Source organism: Providencia sp. PROV200, from assembly GCF_049901995.1.
GTDB lineage: Bacteria > Pseudomonadota > Gammaproteobacteria > Enterobacterales > Enterobacteriaceae > Providencia > Providencia rettgeri_E.
This window is the reverse complement of sequence record NZ_CP096307.1, coordinates 543015-564712: the sequence shown is the minus strand read 5'-3', so window position 1 is coordinate 564712 and position 21698 is coordinate 543015. Positions and strand designations below refer to the sequence as shown.

Annotated in this window: 17 protein-coding genes; 2 read left to right on the top strand and 15 right to left on the bottom strand. The window is 41.5% G+C overall.

What is annotated here, in order from left to right; translation table 11 throughout:
- Positions 1-18: 18 nt before the first annotated feature.
- From M1E86_RS02445 to M1E86_RS02430, 4 genes are all read right to left on the bottom strand, one after another.
- The gene (locus M1E86_RS02445; protein WP_213914057.1) at positions 19-2571 is read right to left on the bottom strand and encodes a fimbria/pilus outer membrane usher protein; all 2553 of its coding nucleotides are present in this window, start codon (positions 2569-2571) and stop codon (positions 19-21) included.
- 88 nt (positions 2572-2659) lie between these two features.
- Positions 2660-3262, bottom strand: a complete 603-nt coding sequence (locus tag M1E86_RS02440) for a fimbrial protein (RefSeq protein WP_254879812.1) — start codon at positions 3260-3262, stop codon at positions 2660-2662.
- Between the two features lie 37 nt (positions 3263-3299).
- The gene (locus tag M1E86_RS02435) at positions 3300-3815 is read right to left on the bottom strand and encodes a fimbrial protein (RefSeq protein ID WP_125892978.1); all 516 of its coding nucleotides are present in this window, start codon (positions 3813-3815) and stop codon (positions 3300-3302) included.
- A 230-nt stretch (positions 3816-4045) separates the two neighbouring features.
- Positions 4046-4375, bottom strand: coding sequence for a helix-turn-helix domain-containing protein (locus M1E86_RS02430; protein ID WP_248467529.1), 330 nt, complete (start codon positions 4373-4375; stop codon positions 4046-4048).
- 625 nt (positions 4376-5000) lie between these two features.
- On the opposite strand from M1E86_RS02430, the gene M1E86_RS02425 reads away from it, so the two are divergent.
- Complete coding sequence (locus M1E86_RS02425; protein ID WP_125892915.1) at positions 5001-5621, top strand: flavin reductase family protein; 621 nt, start codon at positions 5001-5003, stop codon at positions 5619-5621.
- A gap of 56 nt (positions 5622-5677) precedes the next feature.
- Here the strand turns inward: M1E86_RS02425 and M1E86_RS02420 are convergent, their stop codons facing one another.
- From M1E86_RS02420 to M1E86_RS02370, 11 genes are all read right to left on the bottom strand, one after another.
- Complete coding sequence (locus M1E86_RS02420) at positions 5678-6190, bottom strand: AAA family ATPase (RefSeq protein ID WP_213914058.1); 513 nt, start codon at positions 6188-6190, stop codon at positions 5678-5680.
- A gap of 251 nt (positions 6191-6441) precedes the next feature.
- Positions 6442-8088, bottom strand: coding sequence for a Na+/H+ antiporter (locus M1E86_RS02415; protein WP_125892919.1), 1647 nt, complete (start codon positions 8086-8088; stop codon positions 6442-6444).
- A 267-nt stretch (positions 8089-8355) separates the two neighbouring features.
- A complete protein-coding gene (locus tag M1E86_RS02410) occupies positions 8356-8904 on the bottom strand; it encodes a MarR family winged helix-turn-helix transcriptional regulator (protein WP_213914059.1) in 549 nt (182 codons plus the stop codon).
- Between the two features lie 79 nt (positions 8905-8983).
- The gene (locus tag M1E86_RS02405; RefSeq protein WP_285316300.1) at positions 8984-9739 is read right to left on the bottom strand and encodes a maleate cis-trans isomerase family protein; all 756 of its coding nucleotides are present in this window, start codon (positions 9737-9739) and stop codon (positions 8984-8986) included.
- On the bottom strand, positions 9736-10767 hold the full coding sequence (locus tag M1E86_RS02400) for a carbon-nitrogen hydrolase family protein (RefSeq protein WP_213914060.1): 1032 nt from the start codon (positions 10765-10767) through the stop codon (positions 9736-9738). The genes M1E86_RS02405 and M1E86_RS02400 overlap by 4 nt, the downstream gene beginning before the upstream one ends.
- A gap of 9 nt (positions 10768-10776) precedes the next feature.
- The gene (locus tag M1E86_RS02395) at positions 10777-11688 is read right to left on the bottom strand and encodes a fumarylacetoacetate hydrolase family protein (RefSeq protein WP_213914061.1); all 912 of its coding nucleotides are present in this window, start codon (positions 11686-11688) and stop codon (positions 10777-10779) included.
- 99 nt (positions 11689-11787) lie between these two features.
- Complete coding sequence (locus M1E86_RS02390) at positions 11788-12915, bottom strand: cupin domain-containing protein (RefSeq protein WP_213914062.1); 1128 nt, start codon at positions 12913-12915, stop codon at positions 11788-11790.
- Positions 12916-12944: 29 nt separating this feature from the next.
- A complete protein-coding gene (locus M1E86_RS02385) occupies positions 12945-15242 on the bottom strand; it encodes a bifunctional salicylyl-CoA 5-hydroxylase/oxidoreductase (protein WP_213914063.1) in 2298 nt (765 codons plus the stop codon).
- Between the two features lie 16 nt (positions 15243-15258).
- Complete coding sequence (locus M1E86_RS02380; RefSeq protein WP_213914064.1) at positions 15259-15681, bottom strand: acyl-CoA thioesterase; 423 nt, start codon at positions 15679-15681, stop codon at positions 15259-15261.
- A 10-nt stretch (positions 15682-15691) separates the two neighbouring features.
- Positions 15692-17221 carry an indolepyruvate oxidoreductase subunit beta family protein gene (locus M1E86_RS02375; RefSeq protein WP_213914065.1) on the bottom strand — a complete coding sequence of 510 codons (1530 nt, stop codon included), beginning with the start codon at positions 17219-17221 and terminating at the stop codon, positions 15692-15694.
- A 9-nt stretch (positions 17222-17230) separates the two neighbouring features.
- Complete coding sequence (locus M1E86_RS02370; protein WP_213914066.1) at positions 17231-19429, bottom strand: indolepyruvate ferredoxin oxidoreductase subunit alpha; 2199 nt, start codon at positions 19427-19429, stop codon at positions 17231-17233.
- Positions 19430-20177: 748 nt separating this feature from the next.
- Here M1E86_RS02370 and M1E86_RS02365 point away from each other — a divergent pair.
- Positions 20178-21185: an AraC family transcriptional regulator gene (locus M1E86_RS02365; protein ID WP_125892939.1), complete on the top strand. Its 1008-nt coding sequence runs from the start codon at positions 20178-20180 to the stop codon at positions 21183-21185.
- Positions 21186-21698 lie beyond the last annotated feature (513 nt).

Genomic DNA, 21698 nt, shown 5'->3' with positions numbered 1-21698 from the left:
ACATAATTAGCCTCATAATCATTTACTTGATGATGAATTAACTGAACGGAGCGCTTTGACTGAAGAGCATGGCAGCAATAACAAATCCGTAAGCCCATTTAATTTTTCAGGTAGAGATAACTCACACTGTGGCTGGTTATTCCAATACAACGCCAACTTTTCTTGAGGTGAAACCCCCACTAACCACGTCACACCACCTTCACCCACAAGCCCCAATTCTTGATTATTTTTATTACGTACACTGGCGCCAAAAGGCGGGTGCTTCCCATCCGACTGAACAAAGACAGCGAATAACTTTTCGCCTTTCATCACCGATAAACTGCGATAACCGATGGCACCTTTGGTTAACGTAATATCCGTTGAGGGATCGAGGCTTTCTATATCATCGGGTAACTGGCTGGTATTGATTGAAGCGGTAGATTTTCGATAACTATTCACATTGGGAATAACGGCCAATCCAAATGCATTGGTTTTAGTTACACCATTTTCGAGAGGAACCCCGCTCACCCCCGGTGTTTCAATCATAAGTCGTGTATCACCGTGCGCGGAGCGGTGTAAGGCCGCCCCTTTAGAGGTTAATGTGAGCCCACCATTTATTGATCCACCAATACTGTGGTACTGATCAGGTACATAGCTCGCATTTAGAGATGTACTTGCTTGAGAGATATCTCGTGAATAGAAACCACTCAAACTGACTTGGTTATCTATATTTTGCCCATGGTTATAACCAACGTTGATATTAAAATTATCCTGCTCCCCATAACCGCTATATCCAACCTGATGATTAAATTGGTTATTCCCCGCTGAGCGTGAGTAGAGTTCAGAGAATGTGACACTATGTCCACGAAATAACGGTACATTGAGATACAGATTAATGGCATCATCTTCATTACCATTGTCTCGCTCTGTACGGCTCGCTGATAATGATAAATTTGCCGCATTTTGGGACAAAAGAGGGAAGTTTAAAGGCGCATTAACGTATAAACCGTATTGTGTTTGTGAGTCATGTTGCCAATATGTACTATATTGATAATTAAGAGAAATATTGAAATCATCGAAATATTTATTTAAATATAATTGATAATTTTCTTTTGCCGCCTGAACACTATAACCAACTCTGTCTTCATCCATAAACTGCGTCAATGTTCGGTATTCTTTGTCAGCAAATCGGTAACCTGCAAAGGTAATGTCAGTACGTAAATCATCGAAAGATTTTGCATAATTAACGCGATAAGAACGTCCTTGGCGTCTTTTATCTGAAAAATCGGCAAAAGATTGTGTGATATCAAAAGAAACCGCACCGATTGAAAAAAGATCTCGCCCTATTCCTAGCGCTGCACTTTGGTAATAACCATTAAGCTGGGTGCCTCCATATAATGACCATGCATTTGAAACACCATATGATAATTCACCACTTACAACAGGCTCCCCTGTTAAATGCCGATTGTCATAACGCGTCTTTCCCATAGCAGCCTTATAGATAACGCGTCCGGGACGTGTTAAATAAGGCAACGAGGCCGTACTGATACTAAACTTACTCTCTTCCCCATTTTCTTCGCGGACGGTCACATCTAAGACACCACGAATGCCGCTATCAAGAGTTTGAATACGAAATGGGCCGGGAGGAACTGCCGTTTCAGAAATAATGCGTTCTTGGCTGCGAACAATCACAATTGCATTCGTATTTGCAACACCAATAATTTCCGGTGCATACCCAACTAATTTAGGCGGCAGCATGCGGTCATCGCTTTCTAAAGAAAAACCGGTATATTGCCAAGATTCAAAAATATCCGAATAAAAATAATTTTCCCCCAACGTAAAGATTGAGGCACTCTCTTTCAAGGAGGTAAACGCATAAAGGCGAGTAAAATCAAAGTTATGTTTCTCTTGAGGGTAATCGCCCCGCTGCTTCTGATAAGATGTACTGTAATCACCCCGTAGGCGCCAAGCCCCCCAATTTACCCCAGTGACCCCATTACTTGATAAATAGATTTGCCGATGACTATCCGTTTCTTTGGTTGCAGAAATGTTCGCATTGTAATCAATAAATACACCACCTATTCCTTCCTCCCATAAATTAGCGGGTACCCAGTAAGGGTCGCGATATTCCATCCATATTTGTGGAACCGTCATTTTCAGCGACAATGTACTGAGCTCGATGGTTGTTTGAACCCCTGCTAACGCAGAAAAATCAAGACATTTTCCATTATGGGAAAGTGTCACTTTTTCCATCGACGAACGCTTTAAACCTATTAATTCAAGGACATCTGGTGGAATACAGATGGTTTGTGTGACTTGAGTTGATTCACCTGCGATTGGCTTATTTTCATAAACGGAGATATCACGGGGTGCCCCTAAACGTTGCCCATTAACAAAGAGAGTAAAGACATAATTTCCTGGTAGCGTATACCCAGCTACTGAAAACTGGCTCATATCAATATTCTGAATATCATCCGCATCTAAAACATCTGTATTAAATTCAGAGGCAAATACTTTGCATCCCATAAGACTCGATAACAGAAAAACAATACGCCAAGCCTGCTTCAATTTCGCGTTAATTTTGAACACCATGCTCTATACCATCCTCGCTATACCAGATTAAATGCAATAAGAGTGCATCTTCAAAATGAAGCGCATAAAAACGTATTCTTCGTGCGTGTTATTGGTAATCGATGAAAAAGCGGATCAGTCCGTAATAACGACCTGCTTGGATAGGTTGTCCAGTTAATTCCAGACGTAGGAAATAACGAAGGAAAAGGCTGTAGCCAGATTTATCTTGATGCAATACATTGTCAGATAATAAATAATCCTTATTAGGCTGTAATCGTCTTTTTGAATTATCTAATACCGAAATACCCACCCCTTCAGAAGCACCTTGCAATATAAAAGCATCAATGTATTGCGCACTTTGGCCAACAAAGCGTATCTTCCATGTTTTTAGATCAATGGTTGAATAAACACTACCACAGTCTTGTAGCTCAATAATAAAAGGTTGATCATGCATTTCTCGTTGCACGTTATTCGACACAGAAGCGAGAGCCAAAGAAGAAAAATCAATAGTTTGATAGCGGTTTTGCAATGATATTGAACACGGCGCATCAATGACGCTACCTTTAAGTAACGTTATTGCACTGACGTTGTAGGGTTTAATACTTTTGCTGTCTGCATATGAATGAATACTAAAAATAAGCATGGCCAACAGTACTGTTATATCCATAGCCCTTTGATAACTGACCACGACACCCCCTCTACTGGCTCTCATTTAACCACCAGCCAATACTGGCGGTTAAACTGTTTAGTTATTGATAAGTAATACGAAAGTTTGTTACCGCACTGAACTTACCTTCCGATACACTTTTCGTCGTATCAACAGCCTTTGCTAACGCTTTGAAAGACAGCACGTTATCTCCCTTCTTATTAATAATGCGTGAGAACACATCTTTCGCTTTTCCAAATTCAAATCCATCAATACCAATTCCCACATTGTTGGTATTGCCTGCAGAAGTAGAAAGCAAAGTATTCGTTGCATCCGCATAACTTTGGCCTGTAAACACTAACTCCATTGATTTAACAGCAATGGGTTTTCCTGCTGCATCGGTATCAAAATCAGCGAAATCACATCCCGTAAATTCAATATTAAATTTCACTTCAGCTACACGACCATTTTCCAACGCTCTACGAGATAACTGCCCAAAATCAATAAGTTGCTTGAGAGAAGATTGCGCTATATTACAAGGTGTACTCACAACGACACCTTCGAAATCAACTGTGCCTGTATTGTCTGCCGCAGAATTTGTTGATAAAAAAGTTGTCATCAATGCAGTGAAAATAAATAACCGAGATGATTTTGATAACTGGGGGGAAATATTTAATTTGGGTAATCGCATATATTTTTCCTTTCAATTAAAAAATTAAATTACAAAAAATACACCATTAAAAAATTAATAGCGTAAGTCTAATTTCCATATTTAATCCAATTAAAGAAGACACAAAACTAAGAGCTGTAATATATGTAAATTACTATTTCAATAAAAACCATTGAAAATCATCTAATTTTCATTTTTCCATAATAGTAGAAAAATGATCTTTCGATGAGATAAAAAATTTCATCTTGTGTTCTTATATCTGCAATTTCACTTGAATGGTTAACTAATACTTTGAAAAAAAACTCTAACCAATTTTTTTCTAATACATTCAAAAAGACATTTAATATTTCAATATTAATACCTGTTTCTCCTCTTTCATAACGAGAAACTTGCTGTTGACTTATTTTTAATATTTTCGCTAATTGGTATCCTGTTAGTGACTTATCAATTCTAGCTTGCCTTAAAAATAACCCAACATCTCGACGTAATAATGCATTTGTTTTTATCATATTAATTCCAACAAACAACACCTTCATATAATAAATTAAAAAACAAAATCTGAATTTAAACCATAATTGTTTTAATGTAAAAAAGTGGATATATCCAATCACAGATAGAAGCAATTGAATTTAAATATAGGTTTATTAATTAATTCTGTAAACACGTTTATATCGATCGAACATATATAATTTGATAGTTATTTTCTATTAAATTATATAGCGTCTATTATATAATTTATAAAATAAATAAAAAAACCAAATAAATCAAAATATTAAATAACATAACAACTGAGATAGTAGCAAGATGAATAAATTAAACTCAAAATATTAACGTGCTGGATAAAATAAATTCAAAAGAATAAAACAACGCAAACAATTAAAACAAATAAATCCACTACTTTTACACAAAAATAGGGTTAAATGATAAATTCAACATAAACAACCACAATTAAAATAAAGTAATCATCAATTACTATTTAAATTATTATTATTATCTTAAGTTATCTATCTTAGTGCTAAATAAAAATAACGTATCCACTTACTGCATTCTTTATACATTAATCGCATTTTTTATCTAAACACCTAACATCTAGTTAAAATATCCGCTAGAGTAACGTTAAAAAGGACTCCAAAAATGATAACGAAATTTTACAGTTACCGGCCACAACAAGGTCACGGGCTACCCCATGATCCTATCCCATCACTTATTGGCCCTAGGCCGATTGGTTGGATATCAACCCAAGATAGCAAAGGCAGAACCAATCTAGCTCCCTATAGTTTTTTCAATATTTTCAATTACTCACCACCTATATTGGCCTTTTCTAGCGTTGGAAAAAAAGATTCAGTAACTAATGCCATTGAAACAGGGGAATTTGTGTATAACCTCGCAACCCTTGCACTTGGCGAGCACGTAAATATGAGTAGTGCCACACTGGCACATGGTGAAAGCGAATTTGCATTAACAGGGCTGTCGACTCTACCTTCTACATTAGTTTCTCCCCCTCGCGTTGCTCAAACCCCCGTTTCAATGGAATGTGTTGTCACACAATACCAACAACTGAAACGTGCTGATGGCCAGTTATTGGATACTTGGATGGTGATGGGAGAAGTTGTTATGGTGCATATTGATGAGTCCGCATTGAATGATGGGTTATATGATTGTGCTGGCCAGAAGCCATTATTACGTGCTGGAGGACCCGCCGATTATTATTGGATAGAACAGCAGCAAAATTTAAAAATGTATCGCCCTAAATGACTATAAATCTGAGTAATAATTATCCTCCAGAGGTTTATTACTCAGACCTGTTATTTTTATGGGTAAAATTTGCAGATTAACTGCTCGCTACTTTTTGGATAAGAAAAATGTGCCGTAATTAAATCAAACTGCGTTTCAGAGGTTTGAAAGGGGTTTTCCCTTGCTAAATTACGCGCTGAAAGTCTTGCTTTACATTCGTCATTACTTACCTGCAATACATGAAATACATAAGGGACATCAGATGACTGTGCTAGTGACGCTAACCATTGCCGCTGCATTGGTGTATTCGCAGGAAAATCCATCACAATGTTATTCCCAGCCTGTATTAATTGCTTAATATGGCCTTCTAATACTTGCTTCACTAAAGTACTTTTTTCAACATAGTGAGCCAGTTCAGTAATTTCATTAGGGTAAAGGGCAGCAAGCCACTCATCTTCACAGAGCAAAATAGTACTGAGGGAGTTAGCCAGTTGTTTTGCTAATGTCGATTTCCCTGAAGCAATTTTGCCACAAAGAAAATGCAAACGAGGCGGGTTTTTTAATAATGGTGAGGCTTCTGTTAAATTCATAAATAGCTCCTTACTGAAAGTTAACCAGATAAGGACAAAAAACCCGCCTTATCTGGCGGGTTTAGGATGTAGCTTATCCCCACCACTAAGTGATGGTAATAATAATGCTTAAGCTAACAGTGCCTTGTAACATATAAATTTCCTAAATAGAATTATTACTAACTTACCTGCAATCTATACAAACCGTCAAACCTACTTGAATGACATTCATAAAAAAATGACCTAAATAAATTCAGGTCATTTTTCTCTAACTAATGTTTGCCGTTTTTATGGTGATTAAGCGTTTCTTCTTTTAAATCAAGTTCATCACGCAAGCGGTGATAAACTCGCTCATTAATGTTTTTGTTTTTGCGCATCAAGTAAAGTGCATCGCGTTTAGCTTTCAGCGCTGACTTCGACATGTTTCGTTCCATCTCAATCATTCTATGTAAATCATAAACATCTGATTCAGTTTCATCTGAATTATCGAGTCGTCTACCATAAATTTCTAACAATTGAGCCCCAACCTCAGTACGCATGGCAATTTCATCCATATCATCCGATGGGTGGTTCATCAGGTCACGTAAATGCGCCATCGCCGCTTCATTTAAAGCCAATCGCGCTCGGATTTCGTCATTATCATAAGGTAAGTCTTGTACCAGCCCTTTCGTTAAAATAGGCAGTGCAATACTGGCAATCAGTAATGAACACAAAATCACGCCCATCGCCAAGAAAATGGCTAAATCTCGATTCGGAAATAATGAACCATCAGGCATCAATAAAGGTAACGTGAGAATACCCGCTAATGTAATCGCTCCGCGCACACCCGCTGTCGCCATTACCGCCATCATACGAATATGCATGACATCCGCTTCTTTACCGCGACGGCGATTATGGAATACCGTTAGCGTCATTGAGATCCACACCCAACTAAAGCGCAAAATAGCCAATGCGACCGTAATCACCACCACATAAACAAATAACATCCAAGGGTGGCTAGCACCTGCGGATTCGGCAACTTCAGGCATATTTGTCCACATACCCGGTAACTGCTCGCCTAACAGGATAAAAATCATCCCGTTCAACGCAGTTTGTACCGTATCCCACACCGCTTTACTTTGCATACGTGTAGCGGCTTGCATGCGCCCTGCAATTTTTTCATAGTGCATGGCAATACCAGCAACCACCGCCGCTAAAATACCAGAGACATGTAGATGTTCAGCTAACAAATAAGCCGTAAATGGCATCAATAAGCTGATCATAATCTGAATAGCAGGTTCTTCCCCTGTACGCTTAACCAATAATTGATTTAACCAACCAATTGCCCAAGCGACCAGCAGACCAATTAAAATTCCGCCAAATGCCACAAATACAAATTGCCCAGCCGCTGAGACAAGGGAAAATGTGCCTGTTAACGCAGCGACCACCGCAAAACTGAAACACACCAAACCCGTTGCATCATTCAGCAATGATTCCCCCTCTAGAATATGCGCCATCCGCGATGGCAATGGGGAATTGACGGTCATGGCAGACACGGAAACAGGATCTGTAGGCGACAAAATAGCCGCCAGCGCAAAAGCGACGGCCAAAGAAATGGCTGGAATGAGCCAATGTATAAAGAAGCCCATACCAATAACCGTGACCACCACGAGACCGATAGCTAACGACATGATCGGCTTAATTTCTTGAAATAAGGCTTCTTTAGGAATACGCCAGCCATCAAGAAACAATAAAGGAGGAATAAATAAAAACAAAAATAGGTGAGGTTCAAACTCAACCGTAAAACCGTATAAAGATAATCCTGCCCCCAATGCTATCTGTATCAAGGGTAATGGAATAATATCTTTGAGCAATCGTGATATAAAAACGCTCACAATAACGGCTAATAAAAAAACGAGTACAAGTGTCACTACTGACATTGATTGCTCCATGTTTAGCTAATCATTAATTATCAGTTATGCAGTAAATAGATAAATTGAATCAATGTAAAGTGGCAATTAATCAATCGATACAAAAATAATAAAATTAAGAAATAGCTTATCTATCATCAGGTTGCGAAAAATCATCACTGACTTAAATACCCATAAAAAACTTATTTATCTATTTGATAAATAAATAGTTAAACGCAATATCAATAATAAGCTGTGTATTGCCATCAAAAATAGGACTAAACCATCATTAATCGACTACTTTGTTGTTTCTTTGGATAAATTTTGACTGCCTAATTTTTTCCTTTTTACCGTTTTTGCATTATTTTTATCCGACGTGCTTTTATCAGCTGTATTGGTGTTTTCAATACTGTACCGCTCAACAAGTTCTTGTAGTACTTGCTTAAGTAGCTTACTTTTACGCACCCCCAAAGGGGCTAAAACTGCTTCTTCGTGTTGCTGAGCTGCAACAAGTAAACCATCGACCAGTGACATTCCACTTGATGTCACACTAACAAGTGTTATGCGCTTATCACTTCCATTATGGTTACTGTGGCGAACCACGTGCCCCTGCTGCTCTAACCGTTGCAGTACGCGAGTAATTGTCGGTTGTTTACTGACCGTTTTTTGTGAGAGCTCAGTGATCCCCATCGAGCCATTGCCTGCTAGGGTGGATAACACTCGCCACTCTAAGACTGACAACCCTTTTTTTTCAACAATAGCATGAAATTCCGATGATACTAACATCCAAGCCTGCCCCAACAGGGCAGGCAAGTAATTATCAACAAAAACCTTTGAGTTTCTCATTCGCTCCCCTTGATAAACTCTTGAATTATTGCATTTGGTTACAACCGCTCAAGAGTAGCAGAAGTCGGCGATAATTCAGCTAAAACTTTCCACTCAACAGGGAACCAAACCCATCAACACGCGTTTCTAAACCCAGCTTTTTTAGCATCATATAAGTCGTTGCCACCGAAGAAGACAGTACCGGTAAACCTATTCTGTCTTCAATTAATTGTATTGAAGGTAGTGAAGGCATTTGTACACATGCAGAAGCCACAATTGCATCTACTTGGGTGTTTAGTTTTTTCGTAATTTCCACTGGGGCTAATGGGTTTTGCCGACCCACGTCTAAATTATCGGGAATTTCCAATGAAATACTATCTACCACTTCAATGCCTTCACTTTCAATATAATCAATCACTAACTGCGTCAACGGCTTCATATACGGCGTTAGAATAGACACTTTTTTAGCACCCATCGCATGTAGGCCATCAACTAATGCTCCAGCACTCGTCACGACAGGTGCTGGATGGCCATTATCTACCGTACGTTGAAATAAACGTTTTTCCGAAATGCGATGGTAACCTTTCCCCATGCTCATAATCGCAACTAAACAGGCATACCCCAGTACATCAACCGCAGCATCTGACAGCTCAATAGCACAGCGGTCACTATCGGAGTCCATTTTTGCCAACTCCTCTTTGGTCACTTTTTGCATGCGCATACGGCTTGAATGAAAAGTAAAGCGCTCCGCAAACAGCGCTTCTCTAGCGCGTAATATGGCCGGAATTTCTGTTTCCATCGTGGTATTTGATGATGGGACAATCTGCCCAATACGATATGTACGTGCTAAATTCATACCTCATTCTCCCCAAATGACTCACTTGATTCTGGAAATGCGTTTAAGGCTTCACTGTCTTGTCCATTACCGTGAAAACGTGCTGCCGTTAATGGCCGGCGGTTTACTTGTAAATCGAAGATATCAAAACGGTTATAATGGCCTGTAATATCATGCATTTGTCGTGGCTGAATACAGCGATGCAAATCAATTTCACCATAAACAATGCCTTCTTTGTCAATCAAAGGTTGGCCTACAACCCGCCCATCAGGCCCGATGATCCCTGAGAAAGCACTATTTGGTCGAGCCAGTAACTCACGGGCTTCTGGATGGGTTACAGACATTGCATCAATAATTTCTTCTGACACGGTCGAACACGAAACAACCGTAAAAACTTTACCTTCGAAACAGTGGGCTGAAGCACGTAAACGGATCGCCTCGGCCATGTCGTAATCTTTTGGTGCAACGGGTAAGGCGATATAGCTCGCAATATGGACTAGTTCGCCTTGCGCCAATAAAGCAAAACGGGCCAATGTATTGGTATTTTCCCCACACGCTAACGCCCCAAGTGGCCCAATACTGGTCTGGTGCACTTTTAATGAAGAGGCATCTCCATTTGCCCACGTTAATTTTTCTGCCCATGTTGGGACTAATTTACGATGACGCCCCAGAATTCTTCCTTCATCAGAAATTGTCACTAACGTATTATATAACGTAGCAATGCCATTAGGATTTCGCTCATTCACACCAATCACAACATTGATGTGATGGCGTGCGGCAGCTTGAGCAATTTTTTGTATTTCAGGTCCTGGAACTTCAATGGCAGATTTGCACAGTTTTTCAAACCATGGGCTGCCATCTATCGGGTTCATCACCCAACTCCAATAAGGGTAACCAGAAATAAAAACCTCTGGAAATGCGACCAATTTCGCCCCGTTATCAGCCGCTTCCTCAATTAAATGACAAACTTTATCTACCGTCGCATTGGTATCGAGAAACACCGGAGCTGCTTGTACCGCAGCGGCTTTAAATGTCTGCAAATTAAGCATATTTCCCCCTTAAACGGCGACAACTGGATGGCGCAGTTCACCAATATTCTCAACATATGCTTCAATCACATCTCCCGGCCATACCCATTCTTGTGGTGTTCTCCCCGCTCCGACCCCTTCAGGAGTACCTGTGGCAATAATGTCACCGGGTTCTAATGTGATCCCTTGGCTAATATCTTCAATCAATGTATTCACATTAAATAGCATATGACGTGTATTTGAGGATTGTTTGGTTACACCATTCACCTTCAAGCTTAAATCTAAAATATGAGGATCTGGGATCTCATCAGCCGTCACAATGCAAGGTCCAAATGGCGCATAGGTATCTTGCCCTTTTGAGTAAATCCATTGCCCTGCACGACGGCAATCACGCGCACTCATATCAATCATCAGGCTGTAACCAAACACATAGTTAAGTGCATCTTTTGCCGCAACACTTTTCGCACGCGTACCGATAATCACTGCCAACTCAACTTCCCAGTCTAATTGTTGGGTAATTTTAGCGTTATGTTCAATGGCATCTCCCGGTCCAATCACTGTGGTTGGCGGCTTAGAAAAAATAACAGGTTGTTTTGGTAGCTCTTTTGAAGTGTCTAATGTGCGGCTGGATTCCGCCACATGTTCAACATAGTTCAAGCCAATACCAAAAATATTTTTACGCGGGCGAGGGATCGGCGCCAAAATTTTCACATTTTGTACCGGCCACGCAGTCCCTGCGGGGAATTGCCCTTGATATGTATTCAGGAGTTCTGTACCAACACGCACACCTTGTGGACCTAAATCGATAAAATCCAACATGTTGTCAGGCAAGTACAACCCTTGCTCTTGTGCCAAAAGGGCTAAATCCACTACTTGTTGATTAACAACTGCTCCTAAACGAGCTGCCGCGGTCACATCAGAACGATAAGTTATTAAGCGCATTCTCTTTCTCCTTGAATGAGGTGGCTGCCTCACTCACTTCTTCACGTAAATTGGAATAGTAAAATAATTAAACTAATCAATAAGAAACATAGTATTCACCTAGATAATGACTTTCTGGTGACCATCATTTTCTACTAGAGCCTCTTCATAATAGAGTCCCAAAGAGTGCATTACGGGTAAGTCATTAAAGCAAAACAGACATGCATCTTCGGTTTGTGAAGTATTCACATGTTCATGGAACATCCACGATGGCACGCAGAAAATGTCACGCTCTTGCCACTCAAAACGTTGTCCATTAATCACGGAGTACCCTTGCCCTTTCGCCACTTGATAAATAAAACTCCCCGTATGGCGATGAGCTTTACCCACAAATCCTGGACGTAGCAATTGCATGCTTGCCCCAATAGTTGGCATTACCGGACCACCCGTAAGAGGGTTAGTGTAGTGCATCAAAATATCATCAAATACTGAGCCATCCGCTACTTTCGCCGCACGACATAATGCCTCGTAGGTTGGCCCCCATTGGTATTTAAATAATGGTGAGTAAGGTTTATTCCACCCAATATCGTGAGGGCGTAATGCAGTTCCCCCCCACATACCCACGGGGTAATCGATAGGTCGTGCTTGCACTTGATGTAAGTCAGGATGCACTTTGTAAAACCCAGCTTCCATGGCGTTGACTAAGGGGATATCTAACCCGTCTTGCCAGATACAAGGTAAGCCATCCTCCGCGACACCGTGTTCATGCCATGTCCCATTCGGCGTCAGTACAAAGTCGTTGGCTTCTAGCATCATTTTTTGCCCTTCGACAATAGTGTATGCCCCACGCCCTTCCATAATAAACCGCAATGCAGAGGACGAATGGGCATGAGCCGAAGCGGCCTCTCCCGGGTGCATGACTTGTAGACCTGAATATAACCAACCGACTGCAGCAGCGACATCTTGGCGGCCTGGGTTATTTAGATAAATCACGCGACGCCCCGCTTTTTCGGGTGTCACTAGTTCAACTGAGCGCAACACATGTTCGCGTAAGTCACGGTAGCGCCATAACACAGGCACTGAGCTTGATTTCGGTTGCCACGGTTCAATCTTGTTTGCAACCGTCCATAATGCACCTGTCTTCAATGCATCTAGTTCTTGGTAATAGGCCACTAGCTCAGGGGTGTCTGCCACATCGGCACGCCCTGCCACATTTTCTCGATATTGGTCATGGGAGTGTGTACTCATGCTGTTTTCCTCTTTGTTTGCCAAAGCCTTTAACGCGATTTCAAGGTTTGAACGAGTTGCTGACGCCCATATTCATACGATGCCGGCCAACGAGTTTCCCACCCATAACGCGCACATTCATGTAAGACCCATGCAGGGTCTGAAAGTAATGGTCGAGATAAAGCGCATAAATCTGCCCGTCCAGCGGCAATAATGCTGTTGACTTGGTCTGCATCAGTAATAGCCCCTACCGCAATAACGGGTATTCCTGCTTCATTACGAATACGGTCTGCCATGGGGGTTTGGTACATCCGACCGTAGACTGGTTGCTGTTGCGGTGACACTTCACCAGAAGAGCAATCAATCATATCGGCTCCCGCTTGCTTCATTGCTCGGCCAATTTCCACCGCTTCATCAACTGTCGTCCCACCATCCACCCAGTCCGTCGATGAAATACGAACAGTCAAAGGTTTTGACCACACTTGACGCACTGCACTAATGACGGCTAACGGAAAACGTAAGCGGTTTTCCAACGTTCCACCGTAGTTATCTGTACGCTGATTAGTTAATGGTGAAATAAAGCTCGACAGTAAATAACCATGCCCTGCTTGCAGTTCAAGCCAGTCAAAGCCTGCCGTTTCCGCTCGTTTTGCTGCAGCAACAAATTGGCCAATCACTGTCGTCATTTGCGCTTCGGATAGCGCTACTGGAGTTTGTGAAATATTCGGTAAATAAGGCAACGCTGAAGCCGAAACTAACGGCCAGTTATCTGCATCCATTGGGTGATTTTCGTTTTCCCACCCTCGCTGAGTTGAACCACGACGCCCCGCATGGCCTAGTTGAATACCAATTTTGGCATCCGTTTTTTGATGAACAAAATCAGTCACACGTTGCCAAGCAATGACTTGCTCGTCATTCCAAATACCGACACAGCCTTTTGTCACACGAGCATCGGGGGCTATAGCCGTCATTTCAGTCATCACTAGGCCCACACCGCCTAATGCACGGCTACCCAAATGTACCAAATGAAAATCATCGGGTACGCCCTGATTAGCGCAATACAATAGTGTCGGTGATGCAACCACACGATTGTTAAGAGTGACACCTCGTACGTGATAAGGCGTCAGCATAGGCGGCATTTTTGCCGTTGAAGTGACACCAGTTTGTGCCGCAAACCACTGCTCGTAGTTATCTAACCAAGCTGCATCCCGCACTCGCAAGTTTTCATGGGATATACGCTGTGAGCGTGTTAAGAGGGAATAAGCGAATTGCTCTGGTGCCAAGTTTTCATAACGACAAACATTTTCGAACCATTCTGTCGAATTGCGTGCCGCATTCTGAATTTTCAGTACTTCGACACTGCGTACCTTCTGGTAATGCGCCAACCCTTTACGTAAATCACCTTCTGCTGTTTTTAAACTTTCACACAACTCAATCGCATCTTCTAATGCAAGCTTGGTTCCCGAACCAATAGAAAAATGGGCGGTATGAGCGGCATCTCCCATTAGAACCACAGGAACGTCTTTGCCTTGTGCGGGCTGCGTCCAATGCACCCAATTTTCACAGATGACTCGAGGGAAGCGGATCCAAATCGCGGCACCACGTAGATGCGCTGCGTTAGCAATCAGCTTTTCGCCATCAAGCCACGGCGCAAACAATTTTTCACAATAAGCGATACCATCCTCTTGAGACATTTGGTCAATACCGGCTTTAAGCCAAGTTTCTTCCGTCGTCTCAACAATAAAGGTCGATAACCCTTCTTGAAATTGATAGGCATGAACTTGAAACCAGCCATGCTCATTTTCAGCGAATAAGAAGGTAAAGGCGTCAAAAATCTTCTTTGTACCTAGCCAAACAAAACGGCAACGACGGGGGTCAATATCCGGTTTAAATACGTTTTCATAACGTGTACGTACCGCACTATTTATGCCATCAGAGGCAATAAGCAAATCCGCTTGGTACTCTTGAGCAATCGCTTGGTCATCCGTTACTTGAGTTTCGAATACCAGCTCCACCCCCAACTCCACACAACGGTCTTGTAATATATTGAGTAATTTTTTACGCCCAATACCGATAAACCCATGGCCACCACTGCGGTTACATACACCTTTAAAGTGCACATCGATATCATCCCAGTGGCTAAATTCCGCGGAAATCGTTTTGGCAGAAACCGGGTCCGCTCGGCGCAAATTACTGAGCGTGGCATCAGAAAATACCACCCCCCAGCCGAAAGTGTCATAAGGACGATTACGTTCCACCACCACTACACGGTTCTTTGGGTTCTGTAGTTTCATCAGCAACCCAAAATAAAGCCCTGCGGGACCACCGCCAATACACACAATATTCATGGAATTTCTCCTTTACTTACACGGGTTGCTGAGCGGTTAATGCCTGATACAAGGCGTCTGGAATCGGGATGGCTTGATGCGTTTCTAATGACGTCGTGACATAAGTTTGCGTCACTTGCATGCGCAGTACTCCATCAACACCGACACAGCGTTGATGTAACGTCAGAGACTTGCGACCAATACGCTGTACATGCAGCTCTAGCTTCACGTTATCCCCCATTTTGCTAATAGCTTTGAACTCCGCCTCTAGGTGTACCGTCGGCAAACCAAAGCGTTGTTCCATGATGTAACCTGCAAAACCTTGAGGGACTAATTCATCAACCCAGCGTTCAAGTAAATTGTTAAACATCACGAAATACTGGGGGTAAAACACAATCCCTGCAGGGTCACACTCCGAGAAGTGAATTTTGTGTGGCTTAGTAAATGTCAGTAAACTCATGATGTTATCCTTAATTCATCGCTAAACGTTGACGGCATTTTTCCAATTCTTTCCCATGTTCATCGGCCAATGCAGCTTCACGCAGTTCGCGCAAATTGATGGGAGTTAATTTGTTCCCTTGCTGCGCAACGATGTCCATTAGGATTTTAAAATTACGCAACCCTCTCGCATGAGTATCGCTATACCCTTTAACCACGCGTTGGCATTCGGTAATTTCGGTTGCAAGTGCAGGGTTAGCTTTCGCTGCTTCAATTACAACCGCTAGCCACTTTTCGATACGCTGCGTTTCTAGTTGATAACGTAATGTCGAACGCCGACCTTTTCGCCATGTGGCTAATAGATACAACTGTAAAAAACCAAATAAAGAACTGGTAGTGATCGTCCGTCCTTTTTCAGTCATTTTGCGAAGCGCTTTGTGTAACCAATGTGGACGCATTAACCAACGACCTAAATTTTTGGGAAGCGTTTCGCAAATTTCTTCAATTCTTGGATGCATGAATTCATTGATCTCCAATAATTGGTTATCTTTTGCCTGTACTTCATTACGAACGCGAGCAAAACGGCTATCACGAATTTTGAGGTCAGCCACTCGGATGGTGTCTTCATAGGACATCCAAAGAGCTAAGTGGCGCGCGAGCGCACGTTGCAAACGCTCATCTTGTCCACCTTTTTGGGCAAAGAGATTATTGAGGCGCTCCAAATACAAAGTGGCATAAGCAAGGTCTTGGTAATCGATAAGTCTGCGAGCTCCTTCCGTCACGAGATACTGCACATGAGGAGAGAATTCATGTTGGATACGAGCTAATAGTTGTGATACCTGTTTATTTTTTGGTGAATATACGATGTTATTTGTGGATTCCGGCTGATATGCGTCTTCGGGTTTAGCCGCTTTTTCTGCGCCTAATGTGAAAGCCCGCAAACTTGGTTTTACGCCAACGCCTCCACGTACAATCGTTTCTTCAAACTGTGCTCGGCTAAAGGGTAAAACACCGGAACCAAACAACGCACCAAATAAAACAGCACTAATCACACTGCCACTTTCTTGTGCTGCTTGTGCCATATCAAAGTGAATAAACTGACGCGCAGATGCCGCAGTATGGCGAATTAATGCTTGGCTATCGACTCGCCCATCGCCCATGGCGGATTTTTCCGCGATAGAGTAAACGCGGTGTGTTGAACTAATTAATGTTGTGCGCTCTGGGGTAACAAAGCCGCGCTGCACGGCTCTACCCGCTTCCATTAACTCAGAAGCCAAAACGACATCAACATCACCAGGCATCGGCATCAGCGCTAATACAGGAGAAGGCGTTTGTGGGTTATCAGCACCTGGGAATAATTCCACATAATAAATTGTGGCCCCTGTGCGCTGTGCCACGCCAGGCACTGAAGTTGTTTGAGCAAAATAACCGTTTTCTTCACCTAGGTTGACAACCCAGTCGGCAAGTACTCCACCACCTTCGCCGCCCATGGCTAAAATGGCAATTTTAATCGGCTGTAATGCGACTTTTGTTGATGGTAATGCAGTTGATAAAGAATTCATGCATCCCCCTTAGAAACTAAATTGTTCACGACGACGTGCGTCACGACGCTGTAAATAGCCAATAAACCAACCGCGTACACGATGGCGCAATTTGTCCCAACCATTAGGGTTCGTAATAATTTGGGCCTTAAAAAAAGAAGGGCACAAAACAGCAGCATGAGAAACTTCACCGCATAGCCCACACCCCACGCAGCTATCCATCACTGTTGCAACCGGGTCTGTTCTTAGTGGGTCTTGGCTAGGTTTAATTGATAAAGACGGGCAACCAGATAAACGAATACAAGAGTGATCGCCCGTACAGGTGTCAGGGTCGACACCAAAACGCTCACGTACCACTCGTTTGCCTGCGGCAACATCACTACGCACCTTTTTCTTTTCGCGGCGTTGTTTGTTCAACATGCATTCGCTTTGTGCAATCAGAACCTTGGGCCCTTGCTCATCGGTTGTTAAAGCTTCACGTAACGTATTTGTCATGGTTTTTAAGTCATAAGTGTGTTTAATGGTTTTCACCCAATTAACACCCACGCCTTTCACCGCTTTTTCAATTTCATGACCAGTACTACGGGTTGGATTCAACGCTGTCGACGAGAGAATATCTTGCCCACCTGTCGCAGAGGTATAGCTGTTATCAACCACAATAGTTAAGTTATCACTGCGATTAAAAACACTATTGGCAATGCCACTGGTTAAACCGTTATGCCAGAAACCACCATCTCCCATCACTGAAATCGCACGTTTCCCAGCCTTTGCATTCAAAGCTGCAGCCGCTGCGCCTCCTAGCCCATAACCCATGGTGGTATTCCCCAAATTAAAGGGCGGTAGAATAGAAAATAAATGACAGCCGATATCTGCACTGACATGGTGTTCGCCTAGTTCACGTTCCACCAATTTCATCGCAGTGAAAATAGGCCTTTCGGGGCAACCTGTGCAAAACCCTGGTGGGCGCGCATGGACAGACTCATCTAATGTTGGCTCCGCCGCATTAACATATTCAGGTAAAGAGTCTTCAGATTTTTGAGTGGCAATATTGATCGTTGGGATACGGATCTGTTTTGCAGCCGCTTTGACTTGTGGAGCTATCTTTCCATAGCATTCAAAAAACGAACGTAGCCCCGCAAGTACTGTTGCCGTATTATATTCCCCCGCCATTGGCAGCATATCCTTGCCATGTAGGGCGATATCAATCTTGCGTTGACGTAAAATATTCGCCACATTTTGCTCAACAAAATTTGGCTGGCCTTCTTCCAAGACTAGAATGGCTTTTTTATCACGACAAAAACGTTCAAATTCATCATCAATCAATGGATAAGCCACATTCATCACATATAAAGGAATTTGGCTATTACCAAAAACATCCGCTAGCCCTAGCTGATTTAATGCGCGGATCAACGTGTTATAACAACCCCCTTGTAGCGCAATTCCAACATCATCCGAGTCTTCTGCAAAAAATTCATTTAACTTATGCTGTTGAATAAATTTAATTGCAGCGGGCCAGCGAGCTTCAATTTTTTCTTTTTCATGTAAGAAACTAGCGGGGGGTAATACTATGCGACTAACATCTCGAGTTGGGTTCTCGAGTGCATCTTTCACTGTAAATTTAGGGGGTTGATTATCTGCGCAAACAAATTGCCCGTGAACATGACAAGAACGAATCCGCATTTGTAACATAACAGGTGTATTGCTGGCTTCAGAGAGCTCAAAGCCGTCTTTCACAGCTTGAACAATGGACGGCAAGTTGGGTCTAGGGTCGAGTAACCACATCTGCGATTTCATTGCGAAAGCATGGCTGCGCTCCTGCATAATAGAAGAACCTTCGCCATAATCTTCACCAACAATAATTAAAGCCCCCCCTAATACGCCACCAGAAGCTAAGTTAGCTAAGGCATCAGACGCGACATTCGTTCCCACGGTTGCTTTAAACGTCACAGCGCCACGTAGTGGATAATTAACTGAGGCTGCCAAAGTTGCCGCTGCAGTTGCTTCACTTGCGCTATTTTCAAAACGAATACCATATTCGGATAAAATATCTTGTGCATCAGCAAGGACATCCATCAAATGGGAGATAGGAGCACCTTGATATCCCGCAACGTAAGATACACCCGACTCTAACAGCGCTTTTGTGACAGCAAGGATCCCTTCACCGCTGAAAGTTTCACCTTGCCCTTGCCGTAATTTTTGAACTTCTTGTACAAACGATCGCTCAGCCATTTTAACCTCACCAATCAACATCAGAACGTTTTTATCTTTATTGTGTTTCTTACTTGTATATCTTTTGTTAATAACAGGTCAATCCATGATTAATCATGTAAATTAGATTTATGCAGAGAGTGGATAAGGCTTGCAGATAAGGGACAAATAGTGAGTTAAAACAGCTAGGAAATTAGTTTTCCAATAAAATAACGTAGAAAAAACAAACCAATAAAATAAACAAAAAAGATTGAAAAACTTGGCTTAATAGAGAAACCACACACAAAAACACATCAAGCAGAGAAATAAATCAATACAAAACGATTAATTAGAGCATTAATTCAACCAAACAAAAAATAACCAGTCAAACATAAAATATAATATGAAAAATCATGCATAACTTGCTATTTTAAAATAGAAATAACTTTATTTTTTATATTGTTATCATTATCACAATAACCACATAGTTACTATTTTTTTGCAGTTTTCGGATAGCATCTGCATTCTTTTATCTAGGTAAGGAAATATGTTTATGCTATGTTCAACCCACACCTGGTTAAAAAATAATTAATAAAATGTTAACAATTTAAGGAAGGAAGATTCTATTTAGCTTAAGTTAAAGTCACTCCTTCCAAATATAAAAAATCACCGTAAAATATAATAATTAATTGAATTCATTGAGAAAAAAACATAATAAGCAATATTAGTCAGACCCACTTTTGATTATTCTATCGAGCAGGGTTGATAAACTATTTTGGAGGTACCTTCGATGTTGAGCAACTCGTGGTCCCATTCATCTGCACCTCAGATTGAAAATCAGCTCTGTTCTTCAGAGCGTTTATTATTTACCTCAGCAGATCCTGAAGAGATTAAATCGATGGTTGGTCGAGTCATGAAACCCCATCAATTTAACTTGCTTAACCCGCATCAGCGCCTTGATGCTCGTATGCACTATATTCCAATGGGGGATATTTCTTTAAGCCGCTTACGCTACGGTGCCGATGTATCCATTATTCCAGGGCAACTACAGGACTTTTTTTTAGTTCAAATGCCTCTATCAGGTACAGCGGTCATCGAAAGTGGTGGAAAGTGTCTTGAGTCAACCCCTCAAATGGCCTCACTTCTTAGTCCTGAAGAATCAACAATAATGCGCTGGAATAGCGATAACGATCAGTTTATGTTGCGTATTTCCCGTTCTTTACTTGAAAGATCGTTAGTGGGCCAACTTGGTCATACTTTAGATAAACCCTTAGTTTTTGAGTTAGGCTTTGCTTGGCAATCCTGTTTTGCATGGCGCACTCTGATGAATTACCTGATTGAATGTGCGACACGCACCCCCGATCTCTTACAACATAAATTGATCACAACTCAGGTTGAACAATTAGTTTCTGTCACTTTACTTTCTACTCAAGGCCATAATTATATCGAAGACTCAGGAATGCGCAGGTCAACAATCCGTCCTCGTCACGTACGCAGAGTGCAAGAGTATTTAGAAGCTCATGCACATGAACCTATCACTGTTGAGCAGCTTGCTCATATTGCAGGCGTCAGCTTACGCAGTTTATATGCGGGTTTTAAAGAGTTCTTAGATATCAGCCCGATGCAATATTTACGTGACTTACGGATGGAACGTGTTCGAGCTGAACTTCTTTCAGGAGAAGCAACTAATGTCACTGGGGTAGCTTTACGTTGGGGATTTGCCCATATGGGCCGCTTTAGCGCAGAGTATAAAAAACGTTATGGTGAAACGCCAAGTCAGAGTATGAAAAAAGCCTAATTATCTATAACAGTCATTTAACAATATAAAATTAATATCAATAATGTTATATATTATTTTCTATTTATAGTATTACTTTTAAAAATAGCCCCCCTTTCTAAATTATAGATTGAGGGGGGTGATATAAATGAGAACTGAAAGTAGAAAAGGACAACGTATATTCTTTATTTACTGGTATTACTACCTATATGAAATAGTCGTAATCGCAGAATTGATTGATATCTTAGACAAATTAATATCCGAAATTTTGATCGAATCAATCTTAGTTTCACTTTCATTTAATGAGGAAATTTGATAATAATGGTTTTTATTATTATCCCTCTCATCACAAGTTAATACTATATGGTTAACTGTTGTTTTATAATTACAAGGTTCTTCAAATACATACCCACCAAAATAAACCTTCCCTCCACTATTTTCCATGCTGTATGTAAAAAAAGAAAACAAAAAAGAGAATAATATAACGATAAATTTCATTGTAACTCACTCTATTCATTGAATTAATTTTAAAGA

Coding starts and splice junctions, on each gene's coding strand:
- M1E86_RS02435 (WP_125892978.1), bottom strand. CDS start 3,815: ATGACAACTTTTTTATCAACAAATTCTGCGGCAGACAATACAGGCACA.
- M1E86_RS02390 (WP_213914062.1), bottom strand. CDS start 12,915: ATGAGTACACACTCCCATGACCAATATCGAGAAAATGTGGCAGGGCGT.
- M1E86_RS02380 (WP_213914064.1), bottom strand. CDS start 15,681: ATGAGTTTACTGACATTTACTAAGCCACACAAAATTCACTTCTCGGAG.
- M1E86_RS02365 (WP_125892939.1), top strand. CDS start 20,178: ATGTTGAGCAACTCGTGGTCCCATTCATCTGCACCTCAGATTGAAAAT.
- M1E86_RS02385 (WP_213914063.1), bottom strand. CDS start 15,242: ATGAATATTGTGTGTATTGGCGGTGGTCCCGCAGGGCTTTATTTTGGG.
- M1E86_RS02440 (WP_254879812.1), bottom strand. CDS start 3,262: ATGAGAGCCAGTAGAGGGGGTGTCGTGGTCAGTTATCAAAGGGCTATG.
- M1E86_RS02415 (WP_125892919.1), bottom strand. CDS start 8,088: ATGTCAGTAGTGACACTTGTACTCGTTTTTTTATTAGCCGTTATTGTG.
- M1E86_RS02425 (WP_125892915.1), top strand. CDS start 5,001: ATGATAACGAAATTTTACAGTTACCGGCCACAACAAGGTCACGGGCTA.
- M1E86_RS02420 (WP_213914058.1), bottom strand. CDS start 6,190: ATGAATTTAACAGAAGCCTCACCATTATTAAAAAACCCGCCTCGTTTG.
- M1E86_RS02370 (WP_213914066.1), bottom strand. CDS start 19,429: ATGGCTGAGCGATCGTTTGTACAAGAAGTTCAAAAATTACGGCAAGGG.
- M1E86_RS02405 (WP_285316300.1), bottom strand. CDS start 9,739: ATGAATTTAGCACGTACATATCGTATTGGGCAGATTGTCCCATCATCA.
- M1E86_RS02395 (WP_213914061.1), bottom strand. CDS start 11,688: ATGCGCTTAATAACTTATCGTTCTGATGTGACCGCGGCAGCTCGTTTA.
- M1E86_RS02375 (WP_213914065.1), bottom strand. CDS start 17,221: ATGAATTCTTTATCAACTGCATTACCATCAACAAAAGTCGCATTACAG.
- M1E86_RS02445 (WP_213914057.1), bottom strand. CDS start 2,571: ATGGTGTTCAAAATTAACGCGAAATTGAAGCAGGCTTGGCGTATTGTT.
- M1E86_RS02400 (WP_213914060.1), bottom strand. CDS start 10,767: ATGCTTAATTTGCAGACATTTAAAGCCGCTGCGGTACAAGCAGCTCCG.
- M1E86_RS02430 (WP_248467529.1), bottom strand. CDS start 4,375: ATGATAAAAACAAATGCATTATTACGTCGAGATGTTGGGTTATTTTTA.
- M1E86_RS02410 (WP_213914059.1), bottom strand. CDS start 8,904: ATGAGAAACTCAAAGGTTTTTGTTGATAATTACTTGCCTGCCCTGTTG.